15 protein-coding genes and 2 tRNA genes are annotated in these 13,935 nt (G+C 69.6%); 6 read left to right on the forward strand and 11 right to left on the reverse strand.

Annotation, left to right across the window (positions count from 1 at the left end; genetic code table 11):
• Window positions 1–56: 56 nt before the first annotated feature.
• Window positions 57–129 (reverse strand) — tRNA-Lys (locus L3Q67_RS18505).
• 187 nt (window positions 130–316) lie between these two features.
• On the opposite strand from L3Q67_RS18505, the gene L3Q67_RS18510 reads away from it, so the two are divergent.
• Window positions 317–1,549, forward strand: coding sequence for a L,D-transpeptidase (locus tag L3Q67_RS18510; RefSeq protein ID WP_499190670.1), 1,233 nt, complete (start codon window positions 317–319; stop codon window positions 1,547–1,549).
• A 228-nt stretch (window positions 1,550–1,777) separates the two neighbouring features.
• On the opposite strand, the gene L3Q67_RS18515 is transcribed toward L3Q67_RS18510, so the two are convergent.
• Window positions 1,778–1,850 (reverse strand) — tRNA-His (locus L3Q67_RS18515).
• Window positions 1,851–1,911: 61 nt separating this feature from the next.
• The gene (orn, locus tag L3Q67_RS18520; RefSeq protein ID WP_499190671.1) at window positions 1,912–2,520 is read right to left on the reverse strand and encodes an oligoribonuclease; all 609 of its coding nucleotides are present in this window, start codon (window positions 2,518–2,520) and stop codon (window positions 1,912–1,914) included.
• Window positions 2,521–2,682: 162 nt separating this feature from the next.
• On the opposite strand from orn, the gene L3Q67_RS18525 reads away from it, so the two are divergent.
• Window positions 2,683–3,063, forward strand: a complete 381-nt coding sequence (locus tag L3Q67_RS18525; RefSeq protein ID WP_499190672.1) for a DUF3224 domain-containing protein — start codon at window positions 2,683–2,685, stop codon at window positions 3,061–3,063.
• 31 nt (window positions 3,064–3,094) lie between these two features.
• Complete coding sequence (locus tag L3Q67_RS18530; protein WP_499190673.1) at window positions 3,095–3,685, forward strand: ArsR/SmtB family transcription factor; 591 nt, start codon at window positions 3,095–3,097, stop codon at window positions 3,683–3,685.
• 55 nt (window positions 3,686–3,740) lie between these two features.
• On the opposite strand, the gene L3Q67_RS18535 is transcribed toward L3Q67_RS18530, so the two are convergent.
• From L3Q67_RS18535 to L3Q67_RS18550, 4 genes are all read right to left on the reverse strand, one after another.
• Window positions 3,741–4,649, reverse strand: coding sequence for a S1C family serine protease (locus tag L3Q67_RS18535; RefSeq protein WP_499190674.1), 909 nt, complete (start codon window positions 4,647–4,649; stop codon window positions 3,741–3,743).
• Window positions 4,650–4,736: 87 nt separating this feature from the next.
• Window positions 4,737–6,065 carry a M20 family metallopeptidase gene (locus L3Q67_RS18540; protein ID WP_499190675.1) on the reverse strand — a complete coding sequence of 443 codons (1,329 nt, stop codon included), beginning with the start codon at window positions 6,063–6,065 and terminating at the stop codon, window positions 4,737–4,739.
• Window positions 6,062–6,823, reverse strand: a complete 762-nt coding sequence (locus tag L3Q67_RS18545) for a class I SAM-dependent methyltransferase (RefSeq protein ID WP_499190676.1) — start codon at window positions 6,821–6,823, stop codon at window positions 6,062–6,064. Before L3Q67_RS18545 ends, L3Q67_RS18540 begins: the two co-directional genes overlap by 4 nt.
• Window positions 6,824–6,860: 37 nt before the next feature.
• Window positions 6,861–7,703: a ribosomal RNA small subunit methyltransferase A gene (locus L3Q67_RS18550; RefSeq protein WP_499190677.1), complete on the reverse strand. Its 843-nt coding sequence runs from the start codon at window positions 7,701–7,703 to the stop codon at window positions 6,861–6,863.
• A 296-nt stretch (window positions 7,704–7,999) separates the two neighbouring features.
• Here L3Q67_RS18550 and L3Q67_RS18555 point away from each other — a divergent pair, with 296 nt between their 5' ends.
• The 3 genes from L3Q67_RS18555 (at window position 8,000) to L3Q67_RS18565 (ending at window position 11,006) form a co-directional block, all read left to right on the forward strand.
• Window positions 8,000–8,923 (forward strand): DNA-3-methyladenine glycosylase family protein, encoded by a 924-nt coding sequence (locus tag L3Q67_RS18555; RefSeq protein ID WP_499190678.1) that lies wholly within the window; start codon window positions 8,000–8,002, stop codon window positions 8,921–8,923.
• Between the two features lie 66 nt (window positions 8,924–8,989).
• Window positions 8,990–9,709: a M50 family metallopeptidase gene (locus L3Q67_RS18560; RefSeq protein WP_499190679.1), complete on the forward strand. Its 720-nt coding sequence runs from the start codon at window positions 8,990–8,992 to the stop codon at window positions 9,707–9,709.
• Window positions 9,710–9,764: 55 nt separating this feature from the next.
• Entirely contained in the window at window positions 9,765–11,006 is a 1,242-nt protein-coding gene (locus L3Q67_RS18565) for an aldehyde dehydrogenase family protein (RefSeq protein WP_499190680.1), read from the forward strand.
• 60 nt (window positions 11,007–11,066) lie between these two features.
• On the opposite strand, the gene L3Q67_RS18570 is transcribed toward L3Q67_RS18565, so the two are convergent.
• From L3Q67_RS18570 to L3Q67_RS18585, 4 genes are all read right to left on the reverse strand, one after another.
• A complete protein-coding gene (locus L3Q67_RS18570) occupies window positions 11,067–11,282 on the reverse strand; it encodes a ribbon-helix-helix domain-containing protein (RefSeq protein WP_499190681.1) in 216 nt (71 codons plus the stop codon).
• A 195-nt stretch (window positions 11,283–11,477) separates the two neighbouring features.
• Window positions 11,478–12,170 carry an HD domain-containing protein gene (locus L3Q67_RS18575; protein ID WP_499190682.1) on the reverse strand — a complete coding sequence of 231 codons (693 nt, stop codon included), beginning with the start codon at window positions 12,168–12,170 and terminating at the stop codon, window positions 11,478–11,480.
• A gap of 76 nt (window positions 12,171–12,246) precedes the next feature.
• Window positions 12,247–12,882, reverse strand: coding sequence for a hypothetical protein (locus tag L3Q67_RS18580; RefSeq protein WP_499191572.1), 636 nt, complete (start codon window positions 12,880–12,882; stop codon window positions 12,247–12,249).
• A gap of 6 nt (window positions 12,883–12,888) precedes the next feature.
• Window positions 12,889–13,827 (reverse strand): hypothetical protein, encoded by a 939-nt coding sequence (locus L3Q67_RS18585; RefSeq protein ID WP_245371669.1) that lies wholly within the window; start codon window positions 13,825–13,827, stop codon window positions 12,889–12,891.
• Window positions 13,828–13,935 lie beyond the last annotated feature (108 nt).

Below are 13,935 nucleotides of genomic sequence, written 5' to 3' on the forward strand. Positions count from 1 at the left end.
CACCGGGGACGAAAAAACCCCAGGCCGCAACAAAGCCGCCTGGGGTTTTCCGGAAGTGCGCCATCAGGGACTCGAACCCCGAACCCGCTGGTTAAGAGCCAGCTGCTCTGCCAATTGAGCTAATGGCGCCGGGCGGGTTTCCTGCTCTCCCGCACCAACGAGAGAAACTTTAGCACGCGGTTCTGAGCCCCTTCGCGGGGGTCCCCCGAAGCGAGTTCGACCCAGTTCAGCGGTCCCGCACACACGCCGGAACCCGGTCGGGCACACTGTAGCCGGACACTTGGGGCATTCTTCTAGTCGAAATGGACGGTCTTCCATGAGCGGTCGGGGCGGAGTGGGGCGTCGCCCGATTACGGGGCGTTCCGGAGTGCGGTTGTCGCTGCTGGCGGTCGCGGCCGGACTCATCATCTCGGGTTGTACATCCTCGCCGGGTGCCGAACCCGGTCCTGGGGGCCAAGATGCCCCGAAAGAGACCTCGACGGCCCCGCCGAAGCCGGTTTCGCTGGCGCTGACCCCGGCCCAGGGCGCGGCGGACGTGGCCCCCGGTGAACCGGTGCGGGTCAACGCCACCGACGGCAAGATCAACGACGTCAAGCTGATCAACGCCGAGGGCAAGCCCGTCGCGGGCCAGCTCGCGCCGGACGGCGCCGGCTGGGTGTCGAGCGAGCCGCTCGGCTACGGCAAGAGCTACACCCTGACCGCGACCGGCACCGGAACCAACGGCCAGCCGTCCACTTCGACCTCCGCTTTCAACACCGCGAAGCCGGCCAGGCAGACCACCGTGTCGATCAACGCGCAGGAAGGCGAGACGGTCGGTGTCGGCATGCCGATCATCTTCACCTTCGGCATGAAGGTGACCGACAAGGCCGCGGCCGAGAAGGCGCTGGAGGTCAAGTCGGAGCCGCAGGTCGAGGGCGCGTTCCACTGGTTCAGCGACACCTCGGTGATCTGGCGGCCGAAGGACTACTGGCCCTCGGGCACCAAGGTCTCGGTGAAGGCGGCGGTGTACGGCAAGAACCTGGGCGGTGGCACCTACGGCAAGGAGGACCGCGCGGCGAACTTCACCATCGGCGACAAGCTGGTGGCGGTGGCCGACGGCGGGACCTTCCAGATGAAGGTGTCGATCAACGACCAGGAAGCCAAGGTCATGCCGATCTCGATGGGCAAGAAGTCCTCGAGCACGCCGAACGGCAACTACACGGTGATGAGCGAGCACAACGGGTACACGATGGACTCGAGCACCTACGGCGTGCCGACGGACAGCTCGGCGGGGTACCGCACCTTCGTGCAGTACGCGGTCCGCATGTCGAACAGCGGCATCTTCTACCACTCGGCGCCGTGGTCGGTGGGTTCGCAGGGCAAGCGCAACGTCAGCCACGGCTGCATCAACCTGTCCACCGAGAACGCGAAGTGGTTGATGGACACCTCGAAGAAGGGTGACATCATCACCGTCCTGAACGGCGGCCCGCAGACCCTCGCCGCCACCGACGGCTGGTCCGTCTGGCAGATGTCCTGGGACGACTGGAAGTCCGGCGGCCAAAAGAACTAACCCCACACGCGACGGGCCCCGCACCACATCCCCGGTGCGGGGCCCTTCACGTGTGTTTTGGTGACTACCAAGAGCAGAAGCCGACCGCCGGGAGCAGAAGCCGACCACTGCATGGGGGTCCAGGGGGCTCCGCCCCCTGGCGGGGGCCCGGGGGTCCGACCCCCGAAAAAACAACAAAACCCCAGCGTGGGGAAGGGACGAAGTCCCTGACCACGCTGGGGCACTCGGGGTGAGTGACGGGGCTTGAACCCGCGACCTCCTGGACCACAACCAGGTGCTCTGCCAGCTGAGCTACACCCACCGTGCGAGGCGTTCTGGCGATCACCTCGACTGGAACCATCCTAGCGTGCCCCTCAAGCGGGTTATCCGCGGGGCCGCTTCAGCACTTCGGCGGCTGCCGCGCGGGCTTGTTCCGTGGTGGGCCCGGGTTGTGGCACGAACGCGACGCGCCGGTAGTAGTCGAGTTCGCCGATGGATTCCTTGATGTCGGCGAGTGCGCGGTGGGCTAGGCCCTTCTCCGGCTTGGCGTAGTAGATCCGCGGGTACCAGCGCCGGACGAGTTCCTTCACCGAGGACACGTCGACCATCCGGTAGTGCAGGTGGGCGTCGAGCGCGGGCATGTCGCGCACGATGAAGCCGCGGTCGGTGGCGATGGAGTTCCCGGCGAGCGGAGCGGTGTTCGGCTCCGGCACGTGCGCCCGGACGTAGTCGAGCACCTGCTGCTCGGCTTCCTCGAGGGTGACCGTGGACCGGCGCACCTCCTCGGTGAGCCCGGACCGGGCGTGCATCTCGCGGACCACGTCGGGCATGTTGGCGAGTGCTTCCTCGTCCGCGTGGATGACGAGGTCGAGACCTTCGCCGAGGACGTTCAGCTCCGCGTCGGTGACGAGGGCCGCGATCTCGATCAAGGCGTCCTTGGCCAGGTCGAGGCCCGTCATCTCGCAGTCGATCCAGACAAGACGATCGTTCACCCGGGCACCCTAACTCTTCCGGGGCACTTTCGCGGGCGCGACCTGCGGTTCCGCGTGCCGCGAGGTGGTTGGTGGTGATCAAGACGCCGCGAAAGCCTGACACAGGCTGTCAGGTATCCCTGCCAGGCTGCCCGCGGAGCACAACACAAGGGAGCAGCAGCCATGCCGAAGATCACCGCCGCCTTCACCGTGGACACCTGGGAGCCGTCGTCGCTCGACGAGGCCGAGGGCGCCGAACTGGGTCAGGTGCGCCTGAGCAAGACGTTCACCGGTGCGGTGGAGGGCACCAGTTCGGTCACCATGCTCAGTGCCATCAGCGGATCCGCGCAGGCGTACGTGGCGTTCGAGCGGTTCAGCGTGTCGATCGACGGGCGCAAGGGCGGTTTCGTAGTGCAGCACGCGGCGTTCGACGACAGCTTCGAGCTGAAGATCCTGCCCGGTTCCGGGGTCGGCGAACTGGCGGGGATCACCGGCTCGGCGATGGTCACCAAGCACGAGGACGGCAGCCACACGCTGGACCTCGACTACGAGCTCGCCGATTGACAAGAAAACTTGTCGGTGAGACCGTGGGCGGATGAACGAGATCGCGGTGATCGACGACGCCGAGGCCGCCGGCGCGTCGCTGGACCCGATGCGCGCCCGGCTGCTCGCCGAGCTGGCCGAGCCCGGCTCGGCCACCACCCTGGCCAAGAAGCTCGGCCTGGCCCGGCAGAAGATCAACTACCACCTGCGTTCGCTGGAGCAGCACGGGCTGATCTCGCTGGTGGAGGAGCGCCGCAAGGGCAACGTCACCGAGCGGGTGCTGCGCGCCACGGCGTCCTCCTACGTCATCTCGCCGAGCGTGCTGGGCGCGGTCGAGCCCGATCCGAGCCATTCGCCGGACAGGCTGTCCGCGCGGTGGCTGCTCGCGGTGGCCTCGCGCCTGGTCCGCGACGTCGGTGAGCTGCTCACCGGCGCCCAGCGGGCGGGCAAGAAGCTGGCCACCTTCACCATCGACGGGGACGTCCGCTTCGCCTCCGCCGCGGACCGGGCCGCCTTCGCCGAAGAACTCGCCGAAGCGGTCACCTCCCTGGTCTCCAAGTACCACGACGACTCCGCCGAAGGTGGCCGCACGCACCACCTCGTCGTCGCTGTCCACCCGGAGCTGAAGAAGCCACCGGCGTGAGAAAGCGGGTGGACCGCCCCCGTCGCGATCCACCCGCTTCTCCCCACCCCCTCGGTCAGCCCTGTTCGATGCTTTCGACGATCTTGACCGCGTCGTTGATCGGGATGGCGAACCCGATCCCCACGCTCCCGCCCGAAGACGGCGAGTAGATCGACGAGTTGATCCCGATCACCTCGCCGTTCGCGTTGACCAGCGGCCCACCCGAGTTGCCCTGGTTGATCGAGGCGTCCGTCTGGATCGCGGTGTAGCTCGGCCCCTGCTGCGAACTGGTCCGCCCGATCGGTGACTGCTGCTGTTCCTGTTGCCCCACATCGGAAAGCTCACGCCCGACCGCGCTCACGATGCCCGAGGTCACCGTGTTCTGCAGACCGGCGGGCGACCCGATGGCCACCACTTCGGACCCCACCTGCACCTGGCTCGAGTCACCGAGCTTGGCCGCGGTCAGCCCGCTCGCGTTCTTCGCCTGCAGCACCGCGATGTCGGCCTTGCTGTCCGAGCCCAGCACGGTCGCCTGGTACTTCGTGCCGTCGGACAGGGTGATCGTGACGTCCCCGCCGGCGCCTTCGACCACGTGCGCGTTGGTCAGGATCCGGCCGTCGGACGAGAGGACGACCCCGGAGCCGATCGCCTCGCCCTCGCGGGTGGTCACGTTGACCTGCACCACGCTCGGCAGCACCTGCTGCGCGACGGAACTGACGTCCGCCCCGGAGTTCGAGACGGTCTGGCCGGTGGCGGTGCCCACCGCGCTGGTGGTGGTGCTCGCCGGGGCGCCGTCGGTCAGGCCGACGAGCGTGGCCCCGCCGACGCCACCGACCAGTGCGGCGGCGACGGCGGCCGCGCTCACCAGCACGGCGAGGCGTTTCGGCTGGCGCGCGGGCGCCGGGGGCGCCGGGTAGAACGGCGTCGCGGCTGGCTGCTCGTGCTGCTGCGGGGTGAACAACGGGTTCTGCCGGTTCTCGTCCATGCACCCAGGTTCGCGCCCGAGCTTGTGAGCAACCTGTGGATTGCCCGGGGTCTTTTCTGAGAAGAATCAGCTGAGAAAACCCTGTGTTCAGGCGAAGAAAGCGGGTACGTCCAGCGCGCCACCCGCCGCCGCGAACTCCTCCGCCACCGCTTCCCGCAAGTTCGCGTCGGCCAGGTAGTCCGCCGCGGTCAGTGCCAACCCGAGTGCTCCGTCGACCACCGCGCGGTCCCCGGCCGGCGAAGCGGCGGCCGCGGCGAACTCCTTGGTGTGCAAGGCGACCGTCGGCTCGGAGACGGCGAGCATCGGGTGGATGGCCGGCATCCGGTAGCTCAGGTTGCCCAGGTCCGTCGAGCCGGTGAGGAACTCCGGGACGATGCCGGTCGGCAACGGCTTGCGGCCGCAACCCTCCTGGTTGACCGCCCACCGCCCGGCCAGCGCGCTGTTGAACCGGATCGGCAGGTACGGCGGCTGCTCGTCCCAGGTCAGCTCCACTCCGCAACCGGTCAGTTCGGCCGCGCCCCTGGCGATCGCGGTCATCCGCTCCGCCAGGTCGCGCAGCGTCTCCGGGCGGCCGGAACGCAGGTAGAACAGCAGCGCCGCGCGATCGGGCACCACGTTCGGCCGGGCGCCACCGTCGGTGAACACGCCGTGCACGCGATCGGTGCCGGGCAGGTGCTGGCGCAGCGCCGCCACGCCCTGGTAGGCGGCCACGGCCGCGTCGAGCGCGTTGCGGCCCATGAACGGCTGCGCCGAGGCGTGCGCGGCGACCCCGTGGAAGACCATCTCCAGCTGCCGCCTGCCGAGGAACGGGTGCATCGCGATGTCGTGGCTGAACGGGTGGAGCATGAGCACCGCGTCCACGTCGTCGAAGACCCCGGCCCTGGCCATGGTTTCCTTGCCACCACCGCCTTCTTCGGCCGGTGTGCCGAACAGCGAGACCCGGCCGCCGAGGCGCTCGGCGACCGCCGCCGCGCCGAGGAAGCCACCGGCTGCGGTGGCGCAGATGATGTTGTGCCCGCACCCGTGGCCGATGCCCGGCAGCGCGTCGTACTCGGCGAGCAGCGCGATGTGCGGGCCGCCGCTGCCGACGGTCGCGCCGAGGGCGGTGTCCAGCCCGCCGACGCCGACGGTCGCCTGGTGACCGTGGTTCTGCAGGAGTTCCGCGAGCGCCCGCACCGACCGCGTCTCCGCGAAGCCTTCCTCCGGGTGCGCGTGCAGGTCCTGGCTCAGCGCCACGAGGTCCTGCGCGAGGTCGTCGATCAGGCCGCTGACCTCGGTGCGGATCTCCTCGGGCACGCCCTGGTGCGGCGAGCCGAGTGGTTCGGCGGCGGCGACCGCGTCCGCGGTGTCGGCGACGATCGCGCGGAGGTAGGCCTCGTCGGGCTGGCTGGGGCTAGCGTGGTGGGGAGCCGTCATTCCCGCATGCTAATCCGCGTGGCGCCGACGATCTGGGTGACGCCGGAGTAGCGCTCGCTGATCTCGGTGAACCCGCGTCGGCGCAGCTTGGCCCCGATCTCGCCGCGGTCGAACATACGCTGGCCGCTGGCGAGGCCGATCAACTCGTCCAGGCCGCGCAGAGGCTGCCAGGTGTGCCGCGCGCTGGTCAGCAGGGCCAGCCGCCCGCCCGGCTTCAGCACCGAGGCGAAGGAATCCAGCGCGGCGTCCGGATCGGCGAACATGTGCAGTGCGGCGAAACAGCACACGGCATCCACAGTGGACGGCCGCAGGGGCAGGTGCACGGCGTCCGCTCGCAGGTAGGCGACCGATTCGGGACCGCCGGCCCGGACGGCGCGCGCCAGCATCGTGCGCGAGCCGTCCAGGCCGACGGCGAGCCCGGTGCGACCGGCCGCTTCACCGAACGCCCTGGTGAAGCGGCCGGTCCCGCACGCCACGTCGAGCACCACCTGTCCGGGCCGCAACCGCAGCAAGTCGGTGGCGAGGTCGACCTCACCCGCCATGCTCGGGCCGGTCAGGCCCTTCGCGATCCGGCCCAGCCCCGGCCGCCAGTACCGCTCGTAGACCGCGGACACCAGGCCCACGCTCATCAACCGCTGCGCCGGCCCGGTCGGCGGGCCGGCCTGCGCGCGGTCGCCGAGCAGGTCCAGGTAGTCGCCGGTGGTCCGGGCAGGCGGTGCTTCGAGCAGTTCGAGCACGCGGGACTGGCTGGTCGGCATGGCGGTCTCCCGGGTGAGTTGGGATACCGACAGTATGTCAACGACCGTCGCCGCGCAAAGCCTTCGGCAGCGGGGGCCAGTGCAGGCTGCGGTCGGCGGCGAGGTGCCGCGCCAACGCGGCCCAGTCGGACGGCGGCACGGTCGCCGCCGGGCGCTCGGGATCGATGCCGTTCACCTTGAGCAGGCGGTGGGGCTTGCGCCCGAGGAAGGCGACGGCGGTCCGCGCCGGTGCGCGCGGGGTCCGGTAGGCCGCCTGCAGGAGTGTCCACAGTGCTCGGTCGGCGAGCTTGTCCGGCTTGCCGCGCCGCCGGACGGTGAGGTGGGCCGAGTCCACCTTCGGGGCCGGGCTGAAGTGCCTGGCCGGGATGCGCCGCACCAGCCGCAGCTCGAACCTCGCGGCCCACCAGGCGATTTCGAGGTCGCGCGGGGTGGCGGCGCTGAGTCGTTTCGCGAAGCCCCATTCGACGATCAGCGCGGCCCGGTCCAGCGCCGAGGCGGTCGGGCTGAGCAGCCGCCGCATGAGGGCGGTGGACACCGCGTACGGGATGCTCGCCACGACGGTGAATCTCCTGCGGGGCAGGGAAAAGGTACGTGCGTCGGCCGGGATGACCCGGACGTTGCCGGAGTCGGCGAGCCGGTCGCGCAGCCTGTCGGCGAACTCGGGATCCCGTTCCACGGCAAGGATTTCGGCGCCGGTCCGGGCCAGCGGCGCGGTGATCGCACCGAGGCCCGCGCCGAAGTCGACCACCAGATCCGACGGCGTGATCTTCGCCGAGCGGACCAGTTCGTCGGCGATCCGGGGCGCGGCGAGGAAGTGGACGCCGGAGGGGTTGGGGGCGGGGTGTTTCCGGGCAGGATGGCAGAACCCGTTGGCGGGCATGGTCGCTCCACGTCAAGACGAAGGAAGGCGTGCGAGGGCACGCGAGGACGTCGAGACGCGGCGACCGGAAGTGGGGTCGCGCGGACGATCAGGCGCGGGTGATCAGCGCCTGGTGCTCAGTGAAGAGAGATGGCCGCCGCGTCAGGCGCGCCGCGGCCGAGGCCGGGCGATCGCTGCGCAGCAGATGTACAAAGCTCCCATGGCCACGAAGCTAACAGCGTGCGCAACCGGTTTTCCGCGCGGAACTGTCGGGGGTGCGCGCTAGCGTCGGCATCGGCGAGGAAGGGGAGGTACCGATGTCGCCGATCACCCGCTGGCGCCCTGGTGCGACCGCGAAGATCACTCCACGCGGCCCGTTCGACCTGCGGGCCTCGATGCGGTTCCTGGAAGGCTTCGTGCCCGCCGGGCGCCCCGACGCGGCGGGGGAGCCGGGCACCCTGCGCCTGGCCTTCCCGGTGGACGGCTGCTGGCGGCCCGCCGGCGTGGTCGCCCGCCAGCACGCCGACGGCGTCGTCGAACTGGAAGCCGACGGCGAGTCGGCCGCCGAAGCCTGCCGCCAAGCCGAACGCATCCTCTCCCTCGATTTCGACACCACCGCGTTCCTCGAGTCGGTCCGCCGCGACAAGATCGCCGCTCGCCTGGCCGCCGCCGCCCCGGGCCTGCGCCCGGTGCTGTTCCACTCGCCCTACGAGGCGGCCTGCTGGGCGATCATCGGCCAGCGCCTCCGTACGGTGCAGGCGGCGGGCATCAAGCGGCGGATCGCCGAGCGCCACGGCCACCGCCGCACGGTCGACGGCCACTCGATCTGCTCGTTCCCCGCCCCGGAAGCCCTGCGATCGCTGGAGCGTCCACTGGGCCTGCCGGAGACAAAGGTGAAGCAACTGCGCATCCTCACCGGCGCCGCCGAAGAGGGCCAGCTGGACGCCGCGCGCCTACGGGCCCTACCCGCCGAAGAAGCCCTCACCCGCCTGCAGAAACTCCCCGGCATCGGCCCCTTCTCCGCCGAACTGATCCTCATCCGGGGCGTCGGCCACCCCGACGTCTTCCCCCGCCACGAACGCCGCCTGCACCAGGAAATGGCCCACGCCTACGCCGTCGACGCCGACGATGTCCCAGCCCTCGCCCACCTCGCCGACGCGTGGCGCCCGTACCGAAGCTGGGTCGCCTTCCTCTTCCGCGCCTCCGCCGCCCGCCGCGCCCCCGGAGCCGCCACTGCCTGACTTCCGACCGAACCGCTTCCAGCCCCCGTCACACCGATCCAACTCCCCGTGTGCTGAGGTGTGCCCGTGAACGTGGCCGATACCGACGGGCTCTGGGGACTCTTCGACGCCCAGCCGGATCCGCCTGGCCTGGTGGCGTTGATCACCGGCGCGGTCGCGCTGCTCCTGGTGGTCTCGGGCACCCCGTGGCGCCTCGCCCGCAATCTGGTGACGATCGTCCACGAGGCCGGGCACGCCTTCGCGGCGGTGCTGGTCGGGCGGCGCCTCCAGGGCATCCGGCTGCACTCGGACACCTCTGGCGTCACCGTCTCCCGCGGCAAGCCCACCGGCCCGGGCATGGTCCTCACCGCCCTCGCCGGTTACCCCGCGCCCGCGCTCCTCGGCCTCGCCTTCGCCGCGCTGATCGCCGCCGATCGCATCTCGATCCTGCTCGGCCTCGCCGCGCTCCTGCTCCTGGGCGTGCTGGTGATGATCCGCAACGTGTACGGCGCCTTCTCGGTGGTCGCCGCGGCGATCGGCCTCGGCGCCGTCGCACTGCTGGCTCCGCCCGGGGTGCAGGCCGTCTGCGTCTACGCGATCACCTGGTTCCTCCTGCTCGGTGGCGTTCGGCCGGTCTTCGAACTCCAGTCCAAGCGCCGCCGCGGCGCGGCCCGCGACTCCGATGTCGATCAGCTGGCCCGCCTCACCGGCGTCCCGGTGGCGTTGTGGCTGCTCGTGCTCGGTGTGCTCGCCTTCGGCAGCCTGTTCCTCGGCGGGAGCTGGCTGCTCGAACCCGTGCTCAGCTGAGTTCACGCGTGGGGCAAACTGGACACCTCTATTCGGATGTCCGGAGGGATTTGTCGTGAGCGATGAGGTGGCCAAGGCAGTCGAAGAGTGCGCGCGTGCGGCGAAGCGGGCCGCGCCGTCGCTGGCCGCCGCGCCGGATGAAGCGATCGACGCCGCCCTCACCGGCATGGCCGAGCGCCTGCTGTCCAACCGTGACGCCGTGCTCGAGGCCAACACCGCCGACGTGACCAAGGCCCGCGAAGAGGGCATGAGCGCCGGTCTGCTCGACCGCCTGACGATCACCGAAGAGCGGCTCACCGGCATGGCCGAGCAGCTGCGCCTGCTGGCCGCCGCGCCGCACCCCGAGCGCGTCCTCCCGCTGTCCACTTTGGAGGGTGGGCTCCGGCTGGTGGAGCGCAGGCGCCCGGTCGGCGTCATCGGCGCGAACTACGAAGCCCGCCCGAACGTGACCGTGGACGTGGCCTCCCAGCTGGTCAAGTCGCGCAACGCCGGTGTCCTGCGCACCGGTTCCGCCGCGCTCGGTTCCGCTCAGCGGCTGCTCGAAACGGTGATCGCACCCGCGCTGGCCGACGCCGGCATCGACCGCGACGCCGTGCAGCTCGTACCGCGCGCCGAGCGCCACGCGGCGGCTGCGCTGGTCGCGCAGCCCGACCTGATCCCGCTCGTCATCCTGCGGGGGAGCGGCGACAGCACCCGCGCGCTCGCCACCGAAGCCGCTCAGCACGGCGTGCGCACGCTCGCCCACGCCGACGGCGGTGGCGTGCTCTTCGTCGACGCGGACGCCGACCTGGAGAAGGTGCGCGACCTCGTCACGGGCAGCCTGGACCGGCTCGGCGTGTGCAACCGGCTGAACCTGCTGCTCATCGACGCGAACATCCACGACAAGGCGTGGCCCGTGGTCAGCGAAGCGCTGGCCGGTCGCGGGGTCACCGCGTCCCTGCCGCCGCACGAGCACGCCATCGGCTACGAATGGGCGCTGGACTCCGACCGCGAGGCCACTGTCACCGTGTCGACCGTGTCCGGGGTCGAGGAGGCCACCCGGATCGCCAACGAGCAGACCTCCGGACTCGCCGCCGGCATCGCCACCGAGAACGCCGGCACCGCCGAAGCCTTCTTCGACGGCTACACCGGCACGGGCGTCTTCTGGAACGCCCCCACGCGCCTGCTCGACGGCTTCAAGCTGCGCGGGGTCCCGGAAACCGGGATCAACCTGGACAAGGTGCCCGGCCCGCGCGGCCCGGTCACCTACACCGACCTCTACGTCCGCCAGTACGCCGTGCTCCCGGACGGCCGCTGATTCAACATTCAATTAATTGATGCGTTCGATGGCCACTGTGACATCGAACGCATCAGTGTGTCACCGAGCCTTCTCCAGGTAATTCTCCACTGCCTGGCGTACGATATGCGCCATACTCACGCCGCGTTTCCGGGCAATCTTTTCGGTTGCCTCGTAGGTGTCGCTGGAGACCCTGGTCCGCAGGTCCTTCCCCAGCGCGGTGACGCCCTGGGGCTGCGGTTCCCTACTGACGACCCGGGTCCCGACCCGGTTCGCCACGCCCTTGTCCGGCACCATGACTCCAATCAGATTCCATTCGACGGCCCCTGCACGGCCACAATAGTGGTGCCGGGTTATCCGTGGACCGAATTCAGCCGTGCGGGGCCAAGAAACGTCCGAATGGCGGGACCGGGGACCAGTGAGTTCATCATCGTGTGTGAATGAAATTCACGCATCCACACCCGAATCGACCCTGTCGGGCGGTAGACCGGGTCAGGAAGCGGCCGCGTCGACCTCGTCGACCGCGTCGAGCAGTTCCTCGACCGCCGGGTCGTCCACGGCTTCCTTGATGCACTGCCACAACTCCAAGTTCGCCAGCGCCCAGCGCGAGTACTCGGCGGCGGCTTCGGCGTTGTAGAAGTAGTAACCCTCGTCGTGCACGTCCCGCTGCTCACCGACGATCTTGTTCGCCAGTTCGCGCAGGCTGAGCCCGTTCTCGCGGAGGTACTTGTGCGCCAGTACGACCGGCGTCACGGGCAGCGCTTTGAACAGCGTGTCCGCGTCGCTGAGCGCCTGCGCTTCGAGTGAGATGTCCGGTCCGCGGTTGGCCATTTCGGCCTCGTCGATCAGCACGTCGATCCGCTGGGCCGCACCCAGCGGTACTCCGGCGTCGGCGAGCATCTGCATCCGCAGCCCACTGCCTTCGGCGGCGGGTGAGTTGCGGCGGACCAGGTAGTTGACGTCGTGCACCAGCGCGGCGGTCTCGACGAGGCTCACGTCGGCGCCGTTGCGCCGAGCGAACCCGACGGCTTTCGACCGGACGAAGCTGACGTGGTGCCAGCCGTGGAACGGCAGCCGCTCGGCGTGACGCAGGCAGAGTCGGCGGACGGCCTGCTCGACGGCGTGGATCGCCGCCGCGGGCACGGTGTTGAAGGATGCGTGGACAACGGTTTGGTGGACGCGCATTATCGATCCCCTCCGAACCGGCTGGGTTTGGCAGCCGAGTGGAGTGATGGTAATCGCTAACGCGCAGGCCTTGACTTCAGATTCGTTCCAGAAGCTCCCCCAAACGGGTCTCTACGGGGACGTGACGATGACTCGTTCGGGTCAATGGGTCAAAGGAAACGCTCCATTCGCTCACTGGTCGTGATTTCACCAAGAAGGTCATCGTGTTGTCAGCGGCTTTCGGGATGCGGTGGAACTCGTCCGCCAGCAGCACCCCGGTGGTGCCGGCCGGGTAGTCGTCACCGTGGATCAACTCGGCCGAAGTGATCAGTCCGCTGGCCGCGTCCACCGTCGCGGAATAACGCTCGTGCAGGTAGTTCCCGCGCAGAATGGTGGTCCAGAAGTGGTACCGGTGGTTGTGCACCGAATCGGCGTAGCCGTGCCGCCAATCGCGTTGCGGTTTGTATTCGTGCAGCCAGAACGAGAACGGTTCGTCGCGCTCGTCCCGCAGGCACCAGGCGAAGTGCGTGGTCGTTTCCCTGGACCGCCGGATCATCGCGCTCGCGGGCTCCGGCGGCAGCGACTGGATGTGCGCACGCAGTTCGGCCCGCAGGCCGGGCCGCGCGGCCCAGCGCTGGAACGGCTCCGCGAGCGCCCGCCAGTCGTCGGAGCCGGCCCGGCGAGCAGCCACGTCGATGGCCAGCTCGGCGAGTGGGCATGTGCGGGTCAACACCATCTATCAGCTCCTCAGTCCAGCGGCGGTGGAGAATTCCTGGGAAAAGGACCGGAAGCGGCCCTCCAGCTCACTGAACTGCTCCTCGGACAACGGTCGTCCGGTGGCCTTGCCGAACAGCGCGATGAAATCTGCCCGGGTGGTCTCCGGGGTGATCTGGAAGTGCCTGCCGTTCCGGCCACCGCCGAGCCGGAGGAACTCGGCACGTTCCATGTTGTAGACGAACGAACCCTCGGTGAAGCGGAGGGTCCGCGGGTACAGCGTGCTGACCGGCCCGACGTCGCTGTACAGCGTGACCCACACGCAGTCGTCGAAGATCTCCAGCCGGTCGAGCGGGGGATCGGTGACCACGGTGATGTCGATCCGCGTGCACCGGCTCCTGGCCAGGAACAACCCGACCAGCCCCATGCCCATCTCGTCCTGCAGCCGCCGCTGGATCGCGTCGTAGTCCGCTTCGGGGCCCTCCTGGCGCAGGAGGTAGCGGGCCCGGCCGCTGATCGTGGTGGCGTCGCTGGGGTCGGCCAGCACCGCCCGCATCTCCCACTCGGCGTGGGAGAGCAGCAACCTGGCGGCGGCGAACCGGCCGGAGAAGCCGCGGAAGAAGTACTGCCTGCTGCCCGCGAGGTCCCGCATCATCAGCTCGTTGAACTTGGGGTCCGGGTCGGGGGTCGCTTCGAAGACGTCGGTGGGGAAGAACTCCTTGTTCAGCGACCGGTATTCGGCGGCGAGCTTCTCCAGTGCCCGTTTGCTCTCCTCGATCACCGGCGCCACCAGCGCCCGCTGCGAGGCCGCCGCCGTGATCAGCGTCTGCCCGAAGCCGACCACCGCGGAGATCATCGTGCCGGTGCCGACCGAGGTGACGAAGTTCTTGCCGTTGCCCGGCGCCATGCCGCTGGCCAGGAACAGGCAGGTGATCGAGACCACGACCAGGACCAGCAGGAGCAGGCTCGTCCGCGTCCAGAAGATCTCCTGGAGCGGGGTCCGCGTCCGCTTCCGGTCCGAGCCGGGGTCGGCGCGCACAGGGGTCACCTCCTCAGGGAATGGGCTAACTCA

It is taken from the genome of Saccharothrix sp. AJ9571 (assembly GCF_021725495.1).
Classification (GTDB): domain Bacteria; phylum Actinomycetota; class Actinomycetes; order Mycobacteriales; family Pseudonocardiaceae; genus Amycolatopsis; species Amycolatopsis magusensis.

What these genes read in the sequence shown, in the direction of transcription:
- L3Q67_RS18540 (WP_499190675.1), bottom strand. Translation starts at nt 6,065, where the DNA reads ATGACGGCTCCCCACCACGCTAGCCCCAGCCAGCCCGACGAGGCCTAC.
- L3Q67_RS18575 (WP_499190682.1), bottom strand. Translation starts at nt 12,170, where the DNA reads ATGCGCGTCCACCAAACCGTTGTCCACGCATCCTTCAACACCGTGCCC.
- L3Q67_RS18545 (WP_499190676.1), bottom strand. Translation starts at nt 6,823, where the DNA reads ATGCCGACCAGCCAGTCCCGCGTGCTCGAACTGCTCGAAGCACCGCCT.
- L3Q67_RS18555 (WP_499190678.1), top strand. Translation starts at nt 8,000, where the DNA reads ATGTCGCCGATCACCCGCTGGCGCCCTGGTGCGACCGCGAAGATCACT.
- L3Q67_RS18550 (WP_499190677.1), bottom strand. Translation starts at nt 7,703, where the DNA reads ATGCCCGCCAACGGGTTCTGCCATCCTGCCCGGAAACACCCCGCCCCC.
- L3Q67_RS18570 (WP_499190681.1), bottom strand. Translation starts at nt 11,282, where the DNA reads ATGGTGCCGGACAAGGGCGTGGCGAACCGGGTCGGGACCCGGGTCGTC.
- L3Q67_RS18510 (WP_499190670.1), top strand. Translation starts at nt 317, where the DNA reads ATGAGCGGTCGGGGCGGAGTGGGGCGTCGCCCGATTACGGGGCGTTCC.
- L3Q67_RS18535 (WP_499190674.1), bottom strand. Translation starts at nt 4,649, where the DNA reads ATGGACGAGAACCGGCAGAACCCGTTGTTCACCCCGCAGCAGCACGAG.
- L3Q67_RS18530 (WP_499190673.1), top strand. Translation starts at nt 3,095, where the DNA reads ATGAACGAGATCGCGGTGATCGACGACGCCGAGGCCGCCGGCGCGTCG.
- L3Q67_RS18525 (WP_499190672.1), top strand. Translation starts at nt 2,683, where the DNA reads ATGCCGAAGATCACCGCCGCCTTCACCGTGGACACCTGGGAGCCGTCG.